Genomic DNA, 21,007 nt, shown 5'->3' on the forward strand with positions numbered 1-21,007 from the left:
GGTTGTCCGCATTTTCGTGTAGACGGGGTCACGAATCTGCGGACAACCACGGTCACGAGTCGAGCAGATGCCCCACGAGCGCGACCTGCTCCGACGTCTCGGGGGAGCACCACACCACGCCGTCGTCGACCATGCGGGAGGCGAGGGGGTGAGTACGCGGGTGCGCGGGGCAGGGCGGCCAGTTGCTGCGTCCGGACGACGCTCCGGCCTCCTGGATCAACGACTCGACCCCCTCGGTGGCGGCCCGCACCTTCTCCTGGAGCGACACGTCCTCATGATGGTCGAGCCTCAAACCGACGGCGCTTCAGCTCGAGTCCCGCAGCCACCATCCTTCGAAGTCAGGAAATCCCTCGATCGCAGACCCGGGCAGGAGTCGCAGGCCGTACTCCTCCCAGATCGGCGGCGCGACGTCACGCAGGACCGCGAACTCCGGCGGGAGAGGCTCCGGCAGCTTCGCGCGGTAGTCAGCGTTTTCGTGGCGACGTCGTCGTGATCCTGCGGACAACCGGGAAGCTGTCGTCAGTCGGTGCCGGCGTCGAACGCCGCACGGTCGAGCAGGTCGTCGTCGCCGTCCGCCGCCGGGTTCGCGGAGATCTGCGCCGCACCGCCTGGCTCCATCTCGCCGATGAGCTGGGTCTGCGCACCGAGTTGACCCTGCGCCGCGTACAGCTCGAGCTTGGCGCGGGTGTCGGCGATGTCCAGGTTGCGCATCGTGAGCTGACCGATCCGGTCGACCGGGCCGAACGCCGCGTCCTGGGTGCGCTCCATCGAGAGCTTGTCCGGGTGGTAGGAGAACGCGGGGCCGTCGGTCGCGAGGATCGAGTAGTCCTCGCCGCGGCGCAGCCGGAGCGTCACCTCGCCGGTGACCGCGGAGGCGACCCACCGCAGCAGACCCTCGCGGATCATCAGGGCCTGCGGGTCGAACCAGCGCCCTTCGTAGAGCAGCCGACCGAGGCGGCGGCCCTCCTGGTGATACGACGCCAGGGTGTCCTCGTTGTGGATCGCGGCGACCAGTCGCTCGTACGCGATGAAGAGCAGCGCCATCCCCGGCGCCTCGTAGATGCCGCGCGACTTAGCCTCGATGATCCGGTTCTCGATCTGGTCGGACATACCGAGGCCGTGGCGGCCGCCGATCGAGTTGGCCTCCAGCATCAGATCGACGGAGTCCTCGAAGGCGTTGCCGTTGATGGTGATCGGGCGGCCCCGCTCGAAGGAGATGGTGACGTCCTCGGTCGGGATCGACACCGACTCATCCCAGAAGGGCACGCCCATGATCGGCTGCACGATCTCCAGGCTCGTGTCCAGGTGCTCCAGCGACTTCGCCTCGTGGGTGGCGCCGAGGATGTTCGCGTCGGTGGAGTAGGCCTTCTCCGCGCTGTCCCGGTAGGGCAGGTCGCGCGAGATCAGCCACTGCGACATCTCGTGCCGACCGCCGAGCTCGCCCACGAAATCGGCGTCCAGCCACGGCTTGTAGATGCGCAGCGCGGGGTTGGCGAGCAGGCCGTAGCGGTAGAACCGCTCGATGTCGTTGCCCTTGTACGTCGATCCGTCGCCCCAGATGGACACTCCGTCGTCCTGCATGGCGCGCACCAGCAGGGTGCCGGTGACGGCGCGACCGAGCGGCGTGGTGTTGAAGTAGGTGCGTCCGCCGGAGCGGATATGGAAGGCTCCGCACGCGATCGCGGCCAGGCCCTCCTCGACCAGCGGACGGCGGCAGTCCACGAGCCGGGCGAGCTCCGCGCCGTACTGGCCCGCACGACCGGGCACCGAGGCGATGTCGGACTCGTCGTACTGACCGAGATCCGCCGTGTAGGTGCACGGCACCGCACCGCCCTCGCGCATCCAGGCGACGGCGCACGACGTGTCGAGACCACCGGAGAAGGCAATGCCGACGCGCTCGCCGACGGGCAGGGAATTCAGAACCTTGGACACGCGCACAGGCTAACGGCGCGGTGCCACCCTCCGCCGAGCGCGTCAGATGCCGGGCGGCACCGGCGACAGCTCGATGGCCCGGTTGACCCAGGTCGAGACGATCCGCATCCCCAGATGCTCGTAGAGGGGGAGTGCGCCCGTGCGGCTGTCCGTCGCCAGAGTGGAGCGGGCCGCGCCCTGCTCCCGCAACGTCGCGAAGGTGTCGGCGAGCAGCGCCCGTGCCAGCCCGCGCCGGCGGTGGGTCGCGCGGACGGCGAGGCGCTCGACGTTGCCGGTGCCCTCCTCGAGGACCGCGTACGCCGCGCCGACCACCGTCCCCTCGGCGTCGACGATGACCCGCAGGTGCGACGGCTCGAACCCCGGCCGCCGCACGGTGCGCGCCAGGAAGTCCTCCCGCGAGGCCCTCGCGCGGTCCGACCACTCGAGGAAGGCGTCCTCCATCACCTGCCAGACGTCGTCGTAGTCGCCGGGGGCCGCCTCGCGGACGTGGAATCCGGCGGGGACCGACGCGCCGTTCATTTGCGCCGAGGCGGGCAGCTCCAGATCCCACGCGATCCAGCGCAGCCGGTACCCGTGCCGTTCCAGGAACCGGTCGGCCGCGCTGCCCTGCGGCACCTGCATGCCCACCCGCGCGGCGCCGGCCGCCCGCGCCCGCTCCTGGCACCACCGCGCGAGCGCCGTACCGATGCCCTGCCCGTGCCGGCCGGGATCGACGGCAACGTCGCAGTTGCCGGATCCCGTGTACGCGGCGTACCCGACGAGCCGCCGCTCCTCGAACACCCCGACCGTGCCGGTGGCGGGGTCGAAGCTCGGGCGCTGCCAGTCGGCGACCAGATCCGCGGTCGTGATCTCCGGGTAGCCCAGCGCGGCGGCCTCCTCCGCGCCGATCAGCGCGGCGACCTCGGGAGCGTCCGCGACGCTGAGCGGGCGGGCCGTGAGACCGACGGGCAGATCATCCACGCCGCCCAGTTATGCCGCACCGGCCGTCGGGCTGTCCATCGGTTTCTATCCTGACGACATGTCCGACCCCTGCCCGTGCGGCTCCGGCCTGCCGTACGACGACTGCTGCGGCCCCCTGCTCACCACGACCCGGCTCCCCGGGACCGCGCTCGAGCTGATGCGCTCGCGCTACACCGCGTACTACTACGGCAACGCCGAACACCTCTGGCGCACCTGGCATCCCGCGTCGCGTCCGGCGGAGGTCACCCTCGACCGCGACCTGACGTGGACGGGTCTGCGGATCCTCGACGTGGTCGACGGAGAGCCCGGGGACGACACCGGTGTCGTGGAGTTCGTCGCGTCGTACGACGGCGGGTCGTTGCGCGAGCGCAGCCTCTTCGAACGACGCGGCGGGCGGTGGCTCTACCGGGGCGAGCAGCCCTGATCGTCAGCGGATTCGTGGTGCCGGCGCCAGGAATCCGCTGACAACCGAGGTGCGAGCGGCGGATACCGAGATGCCGTACGCCGTGGGCTTCCGTACGATGGCGGGCGGCCCGCTTCGCTGCGTGCGCCCGTCCGAACGATCCTCGAATCCCCCGCAAAGGAACCCCTGTGCTTCGCACCCAGGAGGCCGGCACGCTACGTGCCGAGCACGCCGACCAGACCGTCACGCTCGCCGGGTGGGTCGCCCGGCGTCGGGATCACGGCGGGGTCGCGTTCCTGGATCTGCGCGACGCCAGCGGCGTGGCCCAGGTCGTCGTCCGCGACGAGGTGCTCGAGGAGGGCGGCGCGCACGACCTGCGCAACGAGTACTGCGTGCAGGTGACCGGGCTGGTGCGGGTGCGCCCCGACGGCAACTTCAACACCGAACTCCCGACCGGTGAGATCGAGGTCGTCGCCTCCGACATCGAGGTGCTGAGCGCGTCGGCCACCCTGCCGTTCCAGTTGGACGAGCGGGTGACCGTCGGTGAGGAGACCCGCCTGAAGTACCGCTACCTCGACCTGCGCCGCCCCGAGGCCGGTGGCGCGATCCGGTTGCGCAGCAGACTCACTCGTGCGGCACGGGACGTCCTCGACGACCGCGACTTCGTCGAGATCGAGACCCCGACCCTCACCCGGTCGACCCCTGAGGGCGCCCGCGACTTCCTGGTGCCCGCACGGCTGTCCCCGGGCAGCTGGTACGCGCTGCCGCAGAGCCCGCAGCTGTTCAAGCAGCTGCTGATGGTGGCGGGGATGGAGCGGTACTACCAGATCGCCCGCTGCTACCGCGACGAGGACTTCCGGGCCGACCGGCAGCCGGAGTTCACCCAGCTCGACATCGAGATGAGCTTCGTCGAGCAGGCCGACATCATCGAGCTGGGGGAGTCGATCGCGAAGGCCGTCTGGGCCGTCGCCGGCGTCGACCTGCCCACGCCGTTCCCGCAGATGACCTACGCCGACGCGATGGACCGCTTCGGCTCCGACAAGCCCGACCTGCGCTTCGGCAACGAGCTCGTCGAGTGCACGCAGCTGTTCGCCGACACCGGCTTCCGGGTCTTTCAGGCGCCGTACGTCGGTGCCGTCGTCATGCCGGGCGGCGCCTCCCAGCCCCGCCGTCAGCTCGACGCGTGGCAGGACTGGGCCAAGCAGCGGGGAGCCCGTGGACTCGCGTACGTGCTGGTCCAGGAGGACGGCACGCTCAGCGGCCCGGTCGCCAAGAACCTGAGCGAGGCCGAGACGTCCGCGCTCCCGGCGCACGTCAGCGCGAAGCCCGGCGACTGCATCTTCTTCGCCGCCGGTCCGGGCAAGAGCGAACGCGCCCTGCTCGGCGCCGCCCGCCTGGAGATCGGCCGCCGCTGCGGGCTGATCGACGAGTCGGCCTGGTCCTTCCTGTGGGTACTCGACGCGCCGCTCTTCGAGCCCGCGTCCGACGCGGTCGCCTCCGGCGACGTCGCCGTCGGTTCCGGCGCATGGACGGCGGTGCACCACGCGTTCACCAGCCCCAAGAAGGAGTTCCTCGACACCTTCGACACCGACCCCGGCAGTGCCCTCGCGTACGCCTACGACATGGTCTGCAACGGCAACGAGATCGGCGGCGGCTCGATCCGTATCCACCGCCGGGACATCCAGGAGCGTGTCTTCAAGGTGATGGGCCTGTCCGACGAGGACGCCCAGGAGAAGTTCGGCTTCCTGCTCCACGCGTTCGCGTTCGGCGCGCCGCCGCACGGCGGGATCGCGTTCGGCTGGGACCGCATCTGCGCGCTGCTCGCCGGGACCGACTCGATCCGCGAGGTCATCGCGTTCCCGAAGTCCGGTGGCGGCTTCGACCCGCTGACCGCGGCGCCCGCGCCGATCACGCCCGAACAGCGCAAGGAGGCCGGGGTCGACGCGAAACCGGCCGCGGCTGTGCGCGACGTGCCCGCGCAGGGTGCACCCGAGGTCAACCCCAGGCAGAGCTGACCCGCACAGCGCTTCGACCGAACCGACCACCGGACGACCCGGTGGTCGGTTTGCGTTTGCGGCCAGGACTGCCGCCCTGGCCGACGACGCAAACCGTCACCCTCGACGCAAACCGTCACCCTCGACGCGAACCGTCACCCTCGACGCAACCGGCGCCGCCGACGGACGCGGGTCAGCGGCTCAGGTCGCGGGGAAGCGAGCCGCGCCGAGCTGGCGGGACTGGGCGACCAGAGCGCCCGTGCTGTCCCAGACGGTGCAGTCCTCGTTGAAGAGTCCGCCGGCCACGTGGTCGGTGTGGGTGCGCACCTGTAGCCACCCGGGAGCGGGCCGGGCGCGCGCGTAGCCGGTGAACTCGATGGTCGGCGCCCAGCCCTGGCTCCCGAGGTCGAAGACCACGGGAGGGAACGCGTCGAGCGCGAGCAGCAACGACAGCGCGTCCGGTTCCCGGTCGTCCTGCAGGCGCAGCCAACCGCGCAGCTCGCCGTGACCGCTCGGCGCGCCGACCGCCCACCCGACCGTGGCCGGGTCCAGGCGCAGATCGAGCCGCTTCAACAGACCCGATTGCGACAGGCTCGGCGGCGCGTCACCGGCGCTCATGCATTCCGAGAGCGGTGCGGTCGGCGGCGGTGAGACGGTCTTGCGGGGTGTGTCGGTGTACCGGTCCAGGTCGCCCAGGGTCAGCAGCGCGCGGAAGCGTTCGACGTCGATCCCGTCGACGGGTTGGGTGACGACGACCTGGGCGCTGCTCATCGAGCGCCCCGTACGCAGGACGGTCGGGCGGGCGTGGATCTGCCCCGGTGAACTCGGTGACAGGAAGATCCCGCTGAAGCTCAGCGTGTCCGTGTGGCCCCCCGCCCGCTGCGAGGCGTCGCCCGTGGCGCGGGCCGCCAGCGCCATCAGCAGGCCGCCGTTGACCGCCTCACCGATTCCCCATTCGTCGGTGAGCGCGCCGACGTAGGCGCCGTCGTCGCCGGGTCCGCTGGTCGTGATTGCATCGTCGAACTCGCTCATCGGGCCATCATGTCGGGCAGGGCTTGCACCCCGGACGCGGGTCCGGGATGTCGTGGCCGGCGGATACGGTGACGGCGTGGCAGACCTGTTCTCCGACCCGGGACGCCCGCGGGGCACGGATCCCTCCGATGTGGCGGGGCTGCCGCCGCTCGCGGTGCGGATGCGCCCGCGGTCGCTTGACGAGGTCCGAGGGCAGAAGGACGTGCTGCGTCCGGGAAGCCCCCTGCGACGGCTGGTCGAGGGTGCCAGCGGGGCAGCGGGAGCGGTGTCGGCGATCCTGTGGGGACCGCCCGGCACCGGTAAGACCACGCTGGCGCACCTGGTGGCCGATGCTGCCGAGCGCACCTTCGTGCAGCTCTCGGCGATCAACGCGGGCGTGAAGGACGTGCGCGCGGTGATGGACCAGGCCGCGCGCGAGCGTGACCTCTACGGCCGCCAGACCGTGCTCTTCCTCGATGAGATCCACCGGTTCAGCAAGGCGCAACAGGATGCGTTGCTGCCCGGCGTCGAGAACCGGCTCATCGTGCTCGTCGCCGCGACGACGGAGAACCCGTCGTTCAGCGTCATCGCACCGCTGCTGTCCCGGTCGGTGCTGGTACGCCTGACGTCGCTGTCGGACGACGACATCGCCTCGCTCCTGCGCGACGCCGTCCAGGACGAGCGCGGCTTCTCGGGCGCGTTCACCCTCGAGGACGACGCCCGCGCGCATCTGGTCCGGATGGCCGGCGGAGACGCGCGCCGGTCGCTGACGGCGCTCGAGGCGGCCGCCGGCGTCGCGCAGGACCGGGCCTCGACACGGATCGAGTTGGCCGACGTCGAGCAGGCCATGGACCAGGCGGCCGTGCGCTACGACCGCGCCGGCGATCAGCACTACGACGTGGCGAGCGCCCTCATCAAGTCCATGCGCGGCAGCGACGTCGACGCCGCGCTGCACTACCTGGCGCGGATGCTCGAGGCGGGGGAGGACCCGCGCTTCATCGCCCGGCGCATCGTGATCGCCGCGAGCGAGGACGTCGGGATGGCGGACCCCACCGCGCTGCAGACCGCGGTGGCAGCGCTGCACGCCGTGGCGCAGATCGGCATGCCGGAAGCGCGGATCATCCTGGCGCAGGCCGTGGTCCACAACGCGATCGCGCCGAAGTCGAACGCGTCGTACAACGGCATCAACGCCGCCATCGCCGACGTACGCGGCGGATTCGGGGGCGCGGTGCCCGCTCACCTGCGGGGCAGCGGGTACGCCGGCGCGGCCGATCTGGGCCACGGCGCGGGGTACCGCTACAGCCACGACGAGCCGAACGGCGTGGGACCGCAGCAGTTCCTGCCCGACGATCTGTTGGGGAAGGCCGACTACTACCACCCGACGGGGCGTGGCTGGGAAGCGAGTCTGGGGGCTCGCTGGGAGGCGCTGCGCGCGGTGATCCGAGGCGAGGACTCGGCACAGTAACGGTTTGGTCACCGTCACGTCTCGGCCGGAAGCGATCGGCTCGCCGTGTGGCATGTTTCATCCCAAGGCGGCCCACCACCCCGCAGGCGGCCTCGTGTTCTGCTCGACGCATCCCTGTCGTGACTGCTCAGGAGGATCTGGCTTCGTGTTCGCGGTCCGTCAACGTCCTGACCCGTCATTCCAGATGAGCGCAGTGGCGGATCCCGTGGTCGGTTCGGTCTCCCGCGGACAGACGTTCCGCAGCACCTCTGCCTGGGTCTACACCATCGTCGTCTGGGCGTTCTGTGCGCTGTGCGCGGTGCTGGCGATCCTGCAGGAGCCGGCCCCGACCGTCGTGCGGGTGGTCCTGTCCTGCGCAACGGCGGCGCTGCTCGCATGGGCGATCCTGCTGCGCCCCCATCTGCGGGTGGGCGAGACCGGCGTCGTGGTCTCCAACGTCTGGCGCACGCACGTCATCCCCTTCGCCGCGATCGCCTACGTGCGAACCCGGGGTCTGGTCGAGGTCGTCGTGCAGCAGGAGGATCGCGAACGGGTCTATCGGTCGTGGAACGCGCCCGGCAACACCTCCCGGGCGCCGCGCATGAGCGACCCGCAGGCCCGCAATCATTTGCGCGGTATGGGTATCTCCGCGCAGGGCCACACCCACGCGCTCAAAGCCGGCAGCGGTGCGGCTGGGCGACTCATCGAGGAGCGGATGGATGCCGCGGCGCCCGGCGCGCCCGCTGGCGTCCGCTCCACCTGGAACGTCGCCGTCGTCGCCGCGGTGCTGACGGCGATCGTCGTGACGGCGGGCTCGTGGGCGCTGTGACGGTCATGCGCGACACGCGGACTCACCGCACCCGGAGACCCACATCGGACCTCCGCCTCGTACATAGTCGCCCTGTGGAACGTCGTCTCGTCAGAAGGAGCGCTCCCCCCGTGCGTCCAGCTGTGCCCCCGTTCTGCCCCGTCGGTGATCTCCCGGGGGCCCGCCCATGAGCCTGTTCCTGCTGCGTCGGTTCATCAACTACGTGATCCTCACGCTGGTGGCGACCACCTTCAGCTACATCCTGGCGAGCACCTTCGAGAACCCTGCGGCGCGCTACCTGGGCAAGAACCCCCGCCCGAGCAACGAGACCATCGCCCGCACCCTGGATCGCTACGGCACCAACCCCAACACGCCGGTTCTGGAACGCACCTGGCACTGGTTCACGCAGCTGGTGTTCCACGGCAACCTCGGCCAGGAGTACGACGGAACGAGCGTGCTGCACGACATGATCGTGCGGTCGGGTGTCAGCCTGCAGCTGCTGCTGATCGGGTCGATCCTCGGAGCGGTGCTCGGTGTAGCACTCGGTGTGTGGGGTGCGGTGCGGCAGTACAAGGCCAGTGATCAGACGGTCACCTACTTGTCGTACCTGATCCTGTCGATACCCGTGTACGTCCTCGGCGTGCTCCTGATGATCGTGGCAACGGAGTTCAACAGCCTGACCGGCACCAACGCCATCGTCTTCACCGGTCAGTACACGCCCGGCACATCGGGTTTCTGGTCGATCCTGCTGGATCGCCTGAGCCACCTTCTGTTGCCGACGATCGCGCTGATGCTCACCAGCGCCGCGTCGTACTCCCGCTATCAGCGCAACGCGATGCTCGACGTGCTGAGCGCCGACTACATCCGGACGGCCCGCTCCAAGGGACGTCCGAGGAACGCGGCGATGATTCGGCACGGCGTGCGGGTCGCGCTGATCCCCATGTCCACGTTCTTCGCCTACAGCTTCGGCCTGCTGGTCGCCGGCTCGATCTTCTTGGAGAAGATCTTCACCTGGCACGGCATGGGCGAGCTGGCCCTGAACTCGGTCAACCAGAACGACATCAACGCCACGACCGGCTCGATCCTGTACGTGGCCGTCCTGATCCTGATCAGCTCCACGCTGTCGCAGATCCTGTATGCCGCGCTCGACCCGAGAGTGAGAATCTGATGACCCTCACCAACCTGGAGATCCTGGAGGAGCCCGAGCCCTCGGCCACGCCGCTCGCCAGTTCGTCCAAGAATGCCGGCAGCGCGAGCCGCGGGAAGCTCATCTGGCTGCGCCTGCGCTCGACGGCGCGCTTCTGGATCGGCGCGATCATCGTCCTGCTGCTCATCCTGTGGGCCATCTTCGGCCCGGCGTTCAGCAAGTTCGGGGCAGGCGATACCGACCTCCTCAACACCGGGGTCGGGCCTAGCGGCACTCACTGGTTCGGCACCGACGGCATCGGCCACGACCTGTACGTCGAGACGGCCCTCGGGCTGCGCATCTCGCTGGTCATCGGTCTGGTGGGCGGTCCGCTCGGCACGATCATCGCTGCGATCGTGGGGGCCTTCGCCGGGTATATCGGTGGCGTCTTCGACAAGGTCGTCTCGTGGTTCATCGACCTGATGCTGGTGCTTCCGTCGTTCTTCATCCTGCTGCTGATCAGCCCGGCGCTGAAGAAGCTCTCGTGGGTCGCCCTGGTCTTCTTCATCCCGGCCTTCGGCTGGATGATCATGGCGCAGGTGGTGCGGTCCTCGACTCGGTCGCTGACCGATCGCGACTTCGTCAAGGCGGCGCGGTTCATGGGGGTCAAGACCGGCAAGATCATCTTCCGCCACATCATCCCGAACGTGGCGTCGCTGCTGATCATCGACGCCACGCTCGGCGTCGTCTACGCCATCAGCTCCGAGACGGCGCTGTCCTACTTCGGCTACGGCATCCAGGCACCGCAGATCTCGCTCGGCACGCTCATCGCCGACGGGACCCCGGGTGCCACGACGCAGGCCTGGCTGTTCCTGTTCCCGACCATCGCCCTGGTCCTGCTCCTCTTCGCCGTCGGCCTCGTCGGCGACGCGTTGCGCGACGCCGTGGACCCGACCTCCGGAGTCACCCGTGACTGATGCGCCCCTGCTCGAGGTCGACAACCTGTCGGTCGAGTTCCAACAGCGCGGAGCACCCGTGGTCAACGCCGTCCGCGGCATCTCCTACCACGTCAACCGGGGCGAGTTCCTCGGCATCGTGGGGGAGTCCGGCTCGGGCAAGTCGGTCTCCTCGATGGCTGTGATGGGCCTGCTGCCCAGCACCGCCCGGGTCACCGGCGACATCCGCTACCGCGGTGAGTCGCTGCTGGAGCGCGACGACAAGGCGCTGTCGAGGCTGCGGGGCAAGGAGATCTCGATGGTCTTCCAAGACCCGCTGTCGGCGCTGACCCCCGTCTATACAGTCGGCAACCAGATCACCGAGGCGCTGAAGCTGCACGACTCCGGCCTGTCGGACAAGGCCGCCGACGCGCGCGTCATCGAGTTGCTCACCACGGTGGGCATCCCGGCACCGGAGCGGCGTGCCAAGGCCTTCCCGCACGAGTTCTCCGGCGGTATGCGCCAACGCGTGATGATCGCGATGGCCATCGCGAACGACCCCGACCTGATCATCGCCGACGAGCCGACCACCGCATTGGACGTCACGATCCAGGCGCAGATCCTCGAGGTGCTGCAGAAGGCCAAGGAGGTCACCGGGGCCGCCGTCGTGCTGATCACGCACGACCTGGGCGTGGTGGCCGGGAACGTCGACCGGGTCGCCGTCATGTACGCCGGACGGCTCGTCGAGACAGGCACGGTCGAACAGGTGCTCACCGCGCCCCGGATGCCGTACACCATGGGTCTGCTGCGGTCCGTGCCGAACATGCAGACCGCCGGCCGCTCCCGGCTGGTGCCGATGGAGGGACGGCCGCCGTCGCTCGCCGCCCTGCCGCCCGGTTGCCCCTTCGAGCCCCGCTGCCCGGCCTCCATCGACGCCTGCAGCACGGCCGAGCCGCCGCTGGTGCAGATCGGCGGTACCGGCCCGGCCGCCCGCCAGGTCGCCTGCGTGCGGGCCGAGGAGTTCGAGCGGGGGACGCTCGGAATCGCCGATGTCTTCCCTCGCCCCGAGCCCGTTCCGCCGGAGGAGCAAGCGCAGGTCAAGGGCGCCACGATCCTGCAGGTCACCGATCTGAAGCGGCATTTCCCGCTGACCAAGGGCGTGGTGTTCCGCAAGACCATCGGCTCGGTCAAGGCCGTCGACGGCATCACCTTCGACATCGAGGAGAAGCAGGTCCTCGGTCTCGTGGGCGAGTCCGGCTGCGGCAAGTCGACCACGATCCTGGAGATCCTCGAGCTGGCCCGTCCGCAGAGCGGCTCCATCGAGCTCAACGGCGTCGACGTCGCGAGTCTGAACTCCTCCGCGCGACTGAAGCTGCGCGGGGACGTCCAGGTGGTCTTCCAGGACCCGATGGCCGCCATCGACCCACGGCTCAGCATCGAGGACATCGTCTCCGAGCCGTTGACCGTGCGCGGCGCGTCCAGATCGGAGCGGTCCGCCAAGGTGCAGGAGCTGCTCGAGACCGTCGGCCTGGACCCGGCGATGTCGGGTCGATATCCCCATCAGTTCTCGGGGGGCCAGCGTCAACGGATCGGCATCGCGCGCGCCCTCGCCACGGACCCCAAGCTGCTCATCCTGGACGAGCCGGTCTCCGCGCTGGACGTGTCGATCCAGGCGGGTGTCATCAATCTGCTGCAGGACTTGAAGGACAGCCGCGGACTGTCCTACCTCTTCGTGGCGCACGACCTGGCGGTCGTGCGCCAGATCGCCGACGTGGTGGCCGTGATGTACCTGGGGCGGATCGTGGAGCTGGGGCGGGCGGACAACGTCTTCAGCCACCCGCAGCACCCCTACACCCAGGCGCTGCTGTCGGCCGTGCCCATCCCCGACCCGCGCATCGAGCGCACCCGTCAGCGGGTACTGCTGGAGGGCGACCTACCCAGCCCGACGCAGGAGATCACGGGCTGCAACTTCCACGGGCGCTGCCCGCTGTTCAAAATTTTGGATGCATCGCGTCAAGAGCGCTGCATCCAGACGGACCCGGGCCTGCGCTCGGTCCACCATTCTTCGGTCGCCTGCCACTTCGCGGAAGAGAATCCGCTGCGGGTCACCGGGGTCGATATCACCGAGAAGGAGAAATCATGAGGGCGAAGTTGACGGTCGCGACGGCTATGGGGGTGGGGCTCGCCCTCTCCCTGTCGGCGTGTGGTGGCAGCAGCAGCGGCGGCGGCGGCAAGTCGTCGTCGGCCACCGGTAGCTCCAAGAGCAGCGGCGGTGGGAGCACCGCGGGCGCGGGCCTGCCGTCGTCGGCGTACACGAAGGCGGCGTACTCCTCGGTCAAGCAGGGCGGCACGCTCACCGGTGAGGTGTCGCAGCTGCCCACGAACTACAACAACTACCAGGCCAACGGTCTGTTGGGTGACACCCAGACGATCCAGAACCCGATCACCCCGGCCGGCGGTGGATTCAACTTCAACGCCGACGGCACGTACAAGATCAACCCCGACTACCTCACCTCCGCGAAGGTCGTGGCGAGCAGCCCGACCAAGATCGAGGTGAAGATGAATCCCAAGGGCGTGTGGTCCGACGGCAAGCCGATCACCTACATGGACGAGGTGAACAACTGGAAGGCCCTGAACGGGACCAACACCAAGTTCGAGGCCGCCACGACCTCGGGTTGGGACCAGATCGCCTCGGTCACCAAGGGCGCCACGAACTACGACTACACCGTCACCTTCAAGACCGCGTACTCCGACTGGGTCGGCTACGTGTACCCGGTGCTGCCGTCGGTCGCCAGCGACACGCCTACGCACTTCAACACGACGTACGCGAGCAAGCAGTACCCGACCAACGGCCCGTTCGTGATCAGCAAGATCGACGCCAGCGCGCAGGTCATCACCGAGACCCCCAACCCCAAGTGGTGGGGTCGTAAGCCCAAGCTGGACAAGATCGTCTGGCGTGTCATCGACCAGAGCTCGATCGGCCAGTCGTTCGTGAACAAGGAACTGGACGTCGTCGACACCCAGGCGAACGCCGACGTCATCAAGCAGGCGTCCGGTCGTAGTGACGCCACCCTGGAGAAGTCCGGTGGCCTCAGCTGGACCCAGCTGACCACCAACGACACCAAGCCGCCGTTCAACGACGTGAACGTCCGCAAGGCGGTCGCCTTCGGCATCGACCGGACGACGTTCGCCAAGGTGGTGCAGAAGGGCCTCACCGTCCCGCCGCAGACGCAGGGCAACGGCATCCTCATGCCCGGTCAGAAGGGGTACGAGGACAACTTCGGCGCCGCCTACCCGTACTCGACCTCCAAGGCCGAGGCGCTGCTGAAGCAGTCGGGTTACACCAAGGGCAGCAACGGCTACTTCGCCAAGAACGGGCAGACCCTCGGGTTCGCGATCCTGGTGCCCTCGGGCACGCCGACCAACGCCCAGCGCGCTCAGCTGATCCAGACCTTCCTGCAGAAGATCGGCATCAAGGTCACGCTGAACACCGTTCCCACGGCGAAGTACTTCAGTGACTACATCCAGACGGGCAACTACCAGGCCAGCAGCTTCACCTGGCAGGGCGGTCTGCTCCCGGTGTCCTCCAGCGAGCCGATCTACTACCCGGCCAACGGTGGTTCGAACTACTCCAAGATCACCGGTCCGAACCAGGGGAAGCTGTGGGCCAAGGCGCTCAGCGACCTCGACCCGACGTCGCGCCTGGCGGACATCGACGCCATCGACAAGGACCTGACGTCCTACGTCGCGATCATCCCCCTCGCGACCACCCCGCTCATCTGGGGTGTCAAGAAGGGCGTCGTGAACTACGGCCCCACCCAGTTCGAGACCATCGACTGGACCCAGGTCGGCTACACCAGCTGATGCACTGACGGCGCTGCGGCGTCGTGACGGGGCCGGGATCCGCTATCGGGTCCCGGCCCCGCCGCGTATCGCGGTCGCCAGGACGCGCGCGACCAGGTCACGATTTGGTTGCACGTCGCCCGGGGTCCTCGATCCGGCACGCTTCCCGTGGCAGCCTTTCTCTGCAGCCCCGGGAAGCGCACTGCAATACGCGTGCGCCGAGGCAGCCAAACCGTAAAATCTCTTGTCTGGAGGCAGATCGCGTTGTCGGTGATCATCGAAAGTCCCGACGCAGCATCCGCACCGGGTGAAGGCGACAGTGCCAAGGAGATCGAGGGCAAGTCGCCCCGGCAACTGGCCTGGATGCACCTTCGGCGCGACAAGGTCACGCTCGGTGCCGGCGTGGTCGCCGCGCTGGGGATCCTCATCGCGATCGCAGCACCGATCCTCGTCAAGCTGGGAGCGATCGACAACGCGAACGACACGCATCCGAATCTGCTGACCGACAGCGGGCAGACCCAGGGTGCGTTCAGCGGCGCCTCGTGGTCCCACCCCTTGGGTGTCACTCCGCAGAACGGTTCGGACCTGCTCGACCGGCTGCTGCTCGGTACGACCTACTCCCTGGTCATCGCCGTGGGCGCCACCGTCATCACGCTCCTGCTCGGCACCATCGTCGGCATCATCTCCGGCTACATCGGCGGCAAGACCGACTACTGGCTGGGCCGCCTGATCGACCTGGTGCTGTGCTTCCCGCAGACGCTGATGCTGTTGGCGCTCGCCCCGACGTTCGTGGACCTGCTGAGCAACCGGTTCGGCGTCCCCGCGGGCGCCACCGCGCACGCCACCTTCGCCATCCTGGTCCTCGGACTCTTCGGCTGGCCGCTGTTCGCCCGCGTGGTCCGCGGACAGGTGCTCTCGCTGCGCCAACGGGAGTTCATCGAGGCCGCCACGAGCCTGGGCGCGACGCGACGCCGGATCTACATCAAGGAGCTGCTGCCCAACCTGTGGGCGCCGTTCCTGGTCTACGGCTCGCTCTACATCCCGCAGTACATCTCCGCCGAGGCCGCACTGGCATACCTGGGAGTGAGCATCCAGCCGCCCACCCCCACGCTCGGCAACATCCTCAACGCCGCGATCGGCTACATCCAGACCGACTCGACCTTCTTCCTCGAGCCGGCCATCGTGATCGTGGTCCTGGTGTTGGCGTTCAACCTGCTGGGCGATGGTCTGCGCGACGCGTTCGACCCCCGATCCGACCGCTGACGCGGCGACTGAACCTAACTGAATGCATCACCTGCAATTCCAATTCCGCATCTCAATCTGAAGGAACATTCATGCTCCGAGCGAACAAATCACTCACGCTGGTCGGTGTCAGCGTGGTGGGCGCTGCTCTTGCCCTCTCCGCCTGCGGCGGTGGCGGCAGCACCAAGAACGGCGGCACCAGCACCAAGAAGGGTGGCACGCTGACCTACCAGTACGCGGGCAGCCCGGTCACCTCGTGGGATCCGCAGAACAGCTACATCGGTGTCGACCTCACGAACGAGTCGCGCCTGTTCTCCCGGAGCCTGGTGCAGTTGTCCACCACGAACACGGTCGCGGCCGCCGCGAAGCCGGTCCCGGACCTCGCGACCAACACGGGCACGAGTTCCAACGGGGCCAAGACCTGGAAGTTCACCCTCAAGTCGGGCGTGAAGTGGCAGGACGGCAGTGCCGTGACCTGTGAGGACGTCAAGTACGGCGCCGAGCGCAGCTTCGCGCCTGCTGCCGCGGGTGGCCCGACGTACGCCAAGACCTATCTGGGTCTGTCCAAGTACGCGGGTCCCGGCACCGCCGGTCAGTCCGACTTCGACAAGCAGGTGACCTGCTCGGGCAACACCATCACCTACAACTTCAAGCTGGCGTGGCCGGACTTCCCGCTGGCGATCGCGTCGCTGCGTGAGTTCGACCCGTACAAGAAGTCGCAGGACAAGGGCACCAAGAGCAACTACACCGTCTTCTCCGACGGCCCGTACAAGCTGCAGGGCTCGTGGGTCACCGGTACCGGCGGCACGTTCGTGCGCAACCCGGAGTACTCGGCCTCGACCGACGGCGTCCGCAAGGCGCTGCCGGACAAGATCATCTTCAAGGACAACACCAACCAGGTCACCACGATCAGCAGCCTGATCCAGGACAACCCTGCTGACCAGGCATCCGTCACGTACATCAACGTGCCGTCGGCCAGCTTCTCGCAGACCACCGGTGCCAACGTCAAGGACCGCGTCGACAACGTGGGCACGACGTACATCGACTACCTGCAGCCGAACATGAAGCGGATGACCAACCCGAAGGTGCGTCAGGCGCTGGCCATGGCCACCGACCAGAACGCGTACATCAAGGCGCTCGGCGGGTCGGCGTACGGAACGGCGGCGTACTCGCTGCTGAACCCGACCGTCACCGGTTACCAGCTGAACAGCACCTTCAAGTCGGAGATCACCGGTAACGCGGCCGCCGCCAAGAAGATCCTGCAGTCGGCCGGCGTCCCGATGCCCTACCCGATCAAGTACACCTACTCCAACAACACCGCGAACGCCACGTCGCAGGCACAGGCCCTCGCGGCCACCTGGGACCAGGCAGGCTTCAAGGTCACGTTGAACGCGGTGTCGGCGCACTACTACCCGACCATCCGGACGCCCAGTGACAACTCGGACGTCTACTGGGCCAGCTGGAGCCAGGACTGGGCGGCAGCGTCCACGATCCTCCCGCCGCTGTTCGATGCGCGCATCAACCTGTCGTCCTCGAGCAAGAGCTCGGACTACGGCAGCTACAGCAGCAACACGGTGAACGGCCTGTTCGACAAGGCCGCTCAGCAGACCAGCCAGTCGGCTGCGGCGTCCGTCTACAACCAGGCGGACGTCCAGTTGGCCAAGGACCTGGCCTACATCCCGCTGGCCCAGCGCAAGTTCGTGCTGGTGTACGGCTCGAAGGTCACCAACTTCCAGGCCGGTCCCGTCACGGCCTCCTACCCCGACCTCGGAGTCATCGGCGTCAAGCAGTAGATCTGAACTGACGGTGGCCGGCCGGGCACATCTCGTGCCCGGCCGGCCACTGGTCGCCATTGACACGGTTCGAGGCCTTCGTCGTATCCAGGAGCCACATGTTCACCTATATCGTCCGCCGCCTGATCGGCGGCGTCGTCATGCTCATCGTCGTCAGCTTCGTGACGTTCCTGCTCTTCTTCTCCTCGGGTACGAATCCAGCGCAGTACACGTGCGGCAAGACGTGTACGCCGGCCATCGTCGAGCAGAACTCCAAGGTGCTCGGATACAACGAGCCGGTCATCGAGCAGTGGGGCCGCTTCGTCCAGGGCATCGCCGTCGGCCGTGACTACCCGGTCGACAAGTCGATGATCAAGGACCCGAACACGATCGTGCACTGCAGCGCGCCGTGCCTCGGCTACTCACCGCAGCTGGCTCAGACGGTGACCCAGACGCTGAAGCCGCGGATCGGAGTGTCCGCGTCCCTGGCGCTGGCGGCGTTCGTGATGTGGATGATCCTGGGCGTCGGCTTCGGGCTGGTCGCGGCGGTGCGCCGCGGTGGACTGCTCGACAAGACACTCGTCGGTGTGGCGTTGATGGCGTACGCCATGCCGACCGTCGTGACGGCGCTGGTCCTCTACCAGTTCCTGGTCATCAAGTGGCAGGTCTTCCCCACGCCGGAGTACGTGGGGATTACCAACAATCCGGCGAGTTGGTTCGTGGGACTGCTCTTACCCGGTCTCACCCTCGCGCTGTTCTACGCGGGTGCCTATGTGCGACTCACGCGGGCATTCATCCTCGAGACCCTGGGGCAGGACTTCCTGCGGACCGCCAAGGCCAAGGGGGTCGCTCCGCGTCGCATCCTCTTCAAACACACGCTGCGGGCCGCGCTCACCCCGATCGTCACCCAGGCAGGTCTGGACTTCGGCGCGGTCCTCGGTGGTGCGATCATCACCGAGAACGTGTTCGGTTACCCCGGTCTGGGGCAGATCGCGGCGCAGTCGGCGGTCACGTTCGACCTGCCCACCACCGTCGGCGTCGTGCTGATCCTCGCGACGTTCGTCATCATCGCCAACCTGGTGGTCGATGTGCTGTACGGATTCATCGACCCCCGTGTGAAACTGGTCTGAGGAAGGCGAACGCATGAGCAACCCAGTGACTGTAGACAAGCCCCGGCACGACGGCGCCGCCGGCGGCCCGTTGTTGAGCGTCAAAGACCTGAAGGTGCACTTCAACACCGACGACGGCGTGGTGAAGGCCGTCGACGGCGTCAGCTTCGACCTCGCGGCCGGGCAGACGCTCGGTATCGTCGGCGAGTCCGGCTCCGGGAAGTCCGTGAGCAGCAGCGCGATCATGGGCCTGCAGCGCGGGACCTCCGCGCGTGTCTCCGGGTCGGTCGTCTTCGACGGTCGTGACCTGATGGAGGTCAGCGACGAGGAGTACCGCGAACTGCGCGGGCAGGACATCGCGATGATCTTCCAGGATCCGCTGTCGGCTCTGCACCCGTACTACACCGTGGGCGCCCAGATCGCCGAGGGCTACCGGGTGCACCACCCGGATGCCAGCAAGAAGGAGGCGCGCGAGCGCACTCTGGAGATGCTGGGCAAGGTGGGGATCCCCAGCCCTGCGCGGCGCATCGATCAGTATCCGCACGAGTTCTCCGGCGGTATGCGCCAGCGCGCCATGGTCGCCATGGCTCTGATCAACGACCCCAAACTGCTGATCGCGGATGAGCCGACCACCGCACTCGACGTGACGGTGCAGGCACAGATCCTCGACCTGATGGTGAGCCTGCAGGACGAGTTCCGGTCGGCCATCATCATCATCACCCACGACCTGGGCGTCGTCGCCGACATCGCCGACGACATCCTGGTGATGTACGCCGGGCGCCCGGTCGAGAAGGGCACCGTGCTCGACACGTTCGCGCGGCCCAAGCACCCCTACACCTGGGGACTGCTCGCCTCGATGCCGCGACTGGACCAGGCACGCGCGGAGAAGCTGGATCCGATCCCGGGCAACCCGCCCTCGCTGATCAACCTGCCGAGCGGGTGCGCGTTCAACCCGCGGTGTGCGCACCGGGACCGGGTGCCCGGTGACAAGTGCCGCACGGTGGAGCCGGAGCTGTTCCAGATCGGGACCCAGCAGGCGCGTTGCTTCCTGACCGATCAGGACCGGGCCGAGATCGCCGCCTCCCACGACGCGAGCACCCACGCGACCGAACAACCGCAGGAGAGTGCATGAGCGAGCAGACACAGGGTGCGCACCGGGCCGGTGGCACCGCCGTCAGCGACCGTGAGGAGCTGCTGGTCGTCAAGGGCCTGCAGAAGTACTTCCCGCAGAAGAAGGCCGGGCTGATCCGGCGTCCCGACGCCCCGGTCAAGGCGGTCGACGGTCTGGACATCACCGTCCGGCGCGGCGAGACCGTCGGCCTGGTGGGGGAGTCCGGGTGCGGCAAGTCCACAGCCGGCCGCACCATGCTGAAGCTGTTGGAGCCCACCGGCGGCACCATCAGCTTCGAAGGCGAGGACATCACCGACGCCAAGGGCACCCGGCTGCGCAAGCTGCGTCGCGAGATGCAGATGGTCTTCCAGGACCCGTACGGGTCACTGAACCCGCGGCACACGATCGGCAGCATCATCGCGTCGCCGTTCGAGATCCAGGCGGTCAAGCCCGAAGGGGGCGTGAAGAAGGCCGTTCAGGAGCTGATGTCCCGGGTGGGCCTCAACCCCGAGCACTACAACCGCTACCCGCACGAGTTCTCCGGCGGTCAGCGCCAGCGGATCGGCGTCGCGCGTGCGATCGCGCTGCGCCCGCAGCTGATCGTGTGCGACGAGCCGGTGTCGGCGTTGGACGTGTCGATCCAGGCGCAGGTCGTCAACCTGCTGGAGGAGATCCAGGACGAGCTGCAGCTGTCCTACATCTTCGTGGCCCACGACCTCTCGGTGGTGCGCCACATCTCCGACCGGGTCGTCGTGATGTATCTGGGCAAGGTCATGGAGGTCGCCGACCGCGACACCCTGTACGAGGCCCCGCAGCATCCGTACACCCAGGCGCTGCTGTCCGCCGTGCCGGTGCCGGACCCCGCGCAGTCGCGGGACCGCGAGCGGATCCTGCTCACCGGAGACCTCCCCAGCCCGCAGCACCCGCCGTCGGGGTGTGTCTTCCGCACCCGGTGCTGGAAGGCGCAGGACGTGTGCGCCACCGAGGAACCGGTTCTGGAGCAGGCCGACGACGGTCGCGATCACCAGCTCGCGTGCTTCTTCCCCTCGATCACCACCGACCGCCCCACTGACAGCACCGCGCCGTCGATGGGTCGGCGCGAGCGCGGCGGCCGCAGCAACATGGCCGACACGGCCGACACGGCCGACACGGCCGACACCGCCGCCACCGACGGCGACGCCAGCTTCGTGGCACCGAGCAGCGGCGACTCCGGCTCCGAGGGACCGACCCGCGTCTGACCCGTTCGATCGCCGCCTGCCCGCACAAACCCGTGCGGGCAGGCGGCGTCGTCGGTTGTAGGGTCGGGCGCGCCGTACT

Annotated in this window: 17 protein-coding genes; 13 read left to right on the top strand and 4 right to left on the bottom strand. The window is 68.3% G+C overall.

Features of this window, described 5'->3' with window-relative positions:
- Positions 1-52 precede the first annotated feature (52 nt).
- From JOB34_RS05250 to JOB34_RS05260, 3 genes are all read right to left on the bottom strand, one after another.
- Entirely contained in the window at positions 53-268 is a 216-nt protein-coding gene (locus JOB34_RS05250) for a hypothetical protein (RefSeq protein WP_208051730.1), read from the bottom strand.
- Positions 269-519: 251 nt separating this feature from the next.
- On the bottom strand, positions 520-1,932 hold the full coding sequence (argG, locus tag JOB34_RS05255; protein WP_208051731.1) for an argininosuccinate synthase: 1,413 nt from the start codon (positions 1,930-1,932) through the stop codon (positions 520-522).
- A 42-nt stretch (positions 1,933-1,974) separates the two neighbouring features.
- Positions 1,975-2,892, bottom strand: a complete 918-nt coding sequence (locus JOB34_RS05260) for a GNAT family N-acetyltransferase (protein WP_347813733.1) — start codon at positions 2,890-2,892, stop codon at positions 1,975-1,977.
- A 58-nt stretch (positions 2,893-2,950) separates the two neighbouring features.
- Between JOB34_RS05260 and JOB34_RS05265 the strand changes: the two genes are divergently transcribed.
- Positions 2,951-3,316 carry a YchJ family metal-binding protein gene (locus JOB34_RS05265; RefSeq protein WP_208051732.1) on the top strand — a complete coding sequence of 122 codons (366 nt, stop codon included), beginning with the start codon at positions 2,951-2,953 and terminating at the stop codon, positions 3,314-3,316.
- 167 nt (positions 3,317-3,483) lie between these two features.
- Complete coding sequence (gene aspS, locus JOB34_RS05270) at positions 3,484-5,310, top strand: aspartate--tRNA ligase (RefSeq protein ID WP_208051733.1); 1,827 nt, start codon at positions 3,484-3,486, stop codon at positions 5,308-5,310.
- Positions 5,311-5,490: 180 nt separating this feature from the next.
- Here aspS and JOB34_RS05275 read toward each other — a convergent pair whose 3' ends face one another.
- Entirely contained in the window at positions 5,491-6,321 is an 831-nt protein-coding gene (locus tag JOB34_RS05275; RefSeq protein WP_208051734.1) for a thioesterase family protein, read from the bottom strand.
- A gap of 85 nt (positions 6,322-6,406) precedes the next feature.
- Here JOB34_RS05275 and JOB34_RS05280 point away from each other — a divergent pair, with 85 nt between their 5' ends.
- The 11 genes from JOB34_RS05280 to JOB34_RS05330 all read left to right on the top strand — a co-directional run bounded on the left by JOB34_RS05280 (position 6,407) and on the right by JOB34_RS05330 (position 20,928).
- Positions 6,407-7,765 carry a replication-associated recombination protein A gene (locus JOB34_RS05280; protein ID WP_243757736.1) on the top strand — a complete coding sequence of 453 codons (1,359 nt, stop codon included), beginning with the start codon at positions 6,407-6,409 and terminating at the stop codon, positions 7,763-7,765.
- Positions 7,766-7,958: 193 nt separating this feature from the next.
- Positions 7,959-8,573, top strand: a complete 615-nt coding sequence (locus JOB34_RS05285) for a PH domain-containing protein (protein ID WP_208051735.1) — start codon at positions 7,959-7,961, stop codon at positions 8,571-8,573.
- A 166-nt stretch (positions 8,574-8,739) separates the two neighbouring features.
- Positions 8,740-9,720, top strand: a complete 981-nt coding sequence (locus tag JOB34_RS05290) for an ABC transporter permease (RefSeq protein ID WP_208051736.1) — start codon at positions 8,740-8,742, stop codon at positions 9,718-9,720.
- Positions 9,720-10,655 carry an ABC transporter permease gene (locus JOB34_RS05295; protein WP_208051737.1) on the top strand — a complete coding sequence of 312 codons (936 nt, stop codon included), beginning with the start codon at positions 9,720-9,722 and terminating at the stop codon, positions 10,653-10,655. The genes JOB34_RS05290 and JOB34_RS05295 overlap by 1 nt, the downstream gene beginning before the upstream one ends.
- Positions 10,648-12,756, top strand: coding sequence for an ABC transporter ATP-binding protein (locus JOB34_RS05300; protein ID WP_208051738.1), 2,109 nt, complete (start codon positions 10,648-10,650; stop codon positions 12,754-12,756). The genes JOB34_RS05295 and JOB34_RS05300 overlap by 8 nt, the downstream gene beginning before the upstream one ends.
- Positions 12,753-14,477 carry an ABC transporter family substrate-binding protein gene (locus JOB34_RS05305; RefSeq protein WP_208051739.1) on the top strand — a complete coding sequence of 575 codons (1,725 nt, stop codon included), beginning with the start codon at positions 12,753-12,755 and terminating at the stop codon, positions 14,475-14,477. The genes JOB34_RS05300 and JOB34_RS05305 overlap by 4 nt, the downstream gene beginning before the upstream one ends.
- Before the next feature lie 249 nt (positions 14,478-14,726).
- Complete coding sequence (locus tag JOB34_RS05310; RefSeq protein ID WP_208051740.1) at positions 14,727-15,719, top strand: ABC transporter permease; 993 nt, start codon at positions 14,727-14,729, stop codon at positions 15,717-15,719.
- Positions 15,720-15,790: 71 nt separating this feature from the next.
- A complete protein-coding gene (locus JOB34_RS05315) occupies positions 15,791-17,491 on the top strand; it encodes an ABC transporter substrate-binding protein (RefSeq protein WP_208051741.1) in 1,701 nt (566 codons plus the stop codon).
- A 98-nt stretch (positions 17,492-17,589) separates the two neighbouring features.
- Entirely contained in the window at positions 17,590-18,600 is a 1,011-nt protein-coding gene (locus JOB34_RS05320) for an ABC transporter permease (protein WP_208051742.1), read from the top strand.
- 13 nt (positions 18,601-18,613) lie between these two features.
- The gene (locus tag JOB34_RS05325; protein WP_208051743.1) at positions 18,614-19,711 is read left to right on the top strand and encodes an ABC transporter ATP-binding protein; all 1,098 of its coding nucleotides are present in this window, start codon (positions 18,614-18,616) and stop codon (positions 19,709-19,711) included.
- Positions 19,708-20,928: a dipeptide ABC transporter ATP-binding protein gene (locus JOB34_RS05330; protein ID WP_243757693.1), complete on the top strand. Its 1,221-nt coding sequence runs from the start codon at positions 19,708-19,710 to the stop codon at positions 20,926-20,928. Before JOB34_RS05325 ends, JOB34_RS05330 begins: the two co-directional genes overlap by 4 nt.
- The last annotated feature ends 79 nt before the right edge of the window (positions 20,929-21,007 follow it).

Source organism: Allobranchiibius sp. GilTou38 (assembly GCF_017565325.1).
Classification (GTDB): Bacteria; Actinomycetota; Actinomycetes; order Actinomycetales; family Dermatophilaceae; genus Allobranchiibius; species Allobranchiibius huperziae.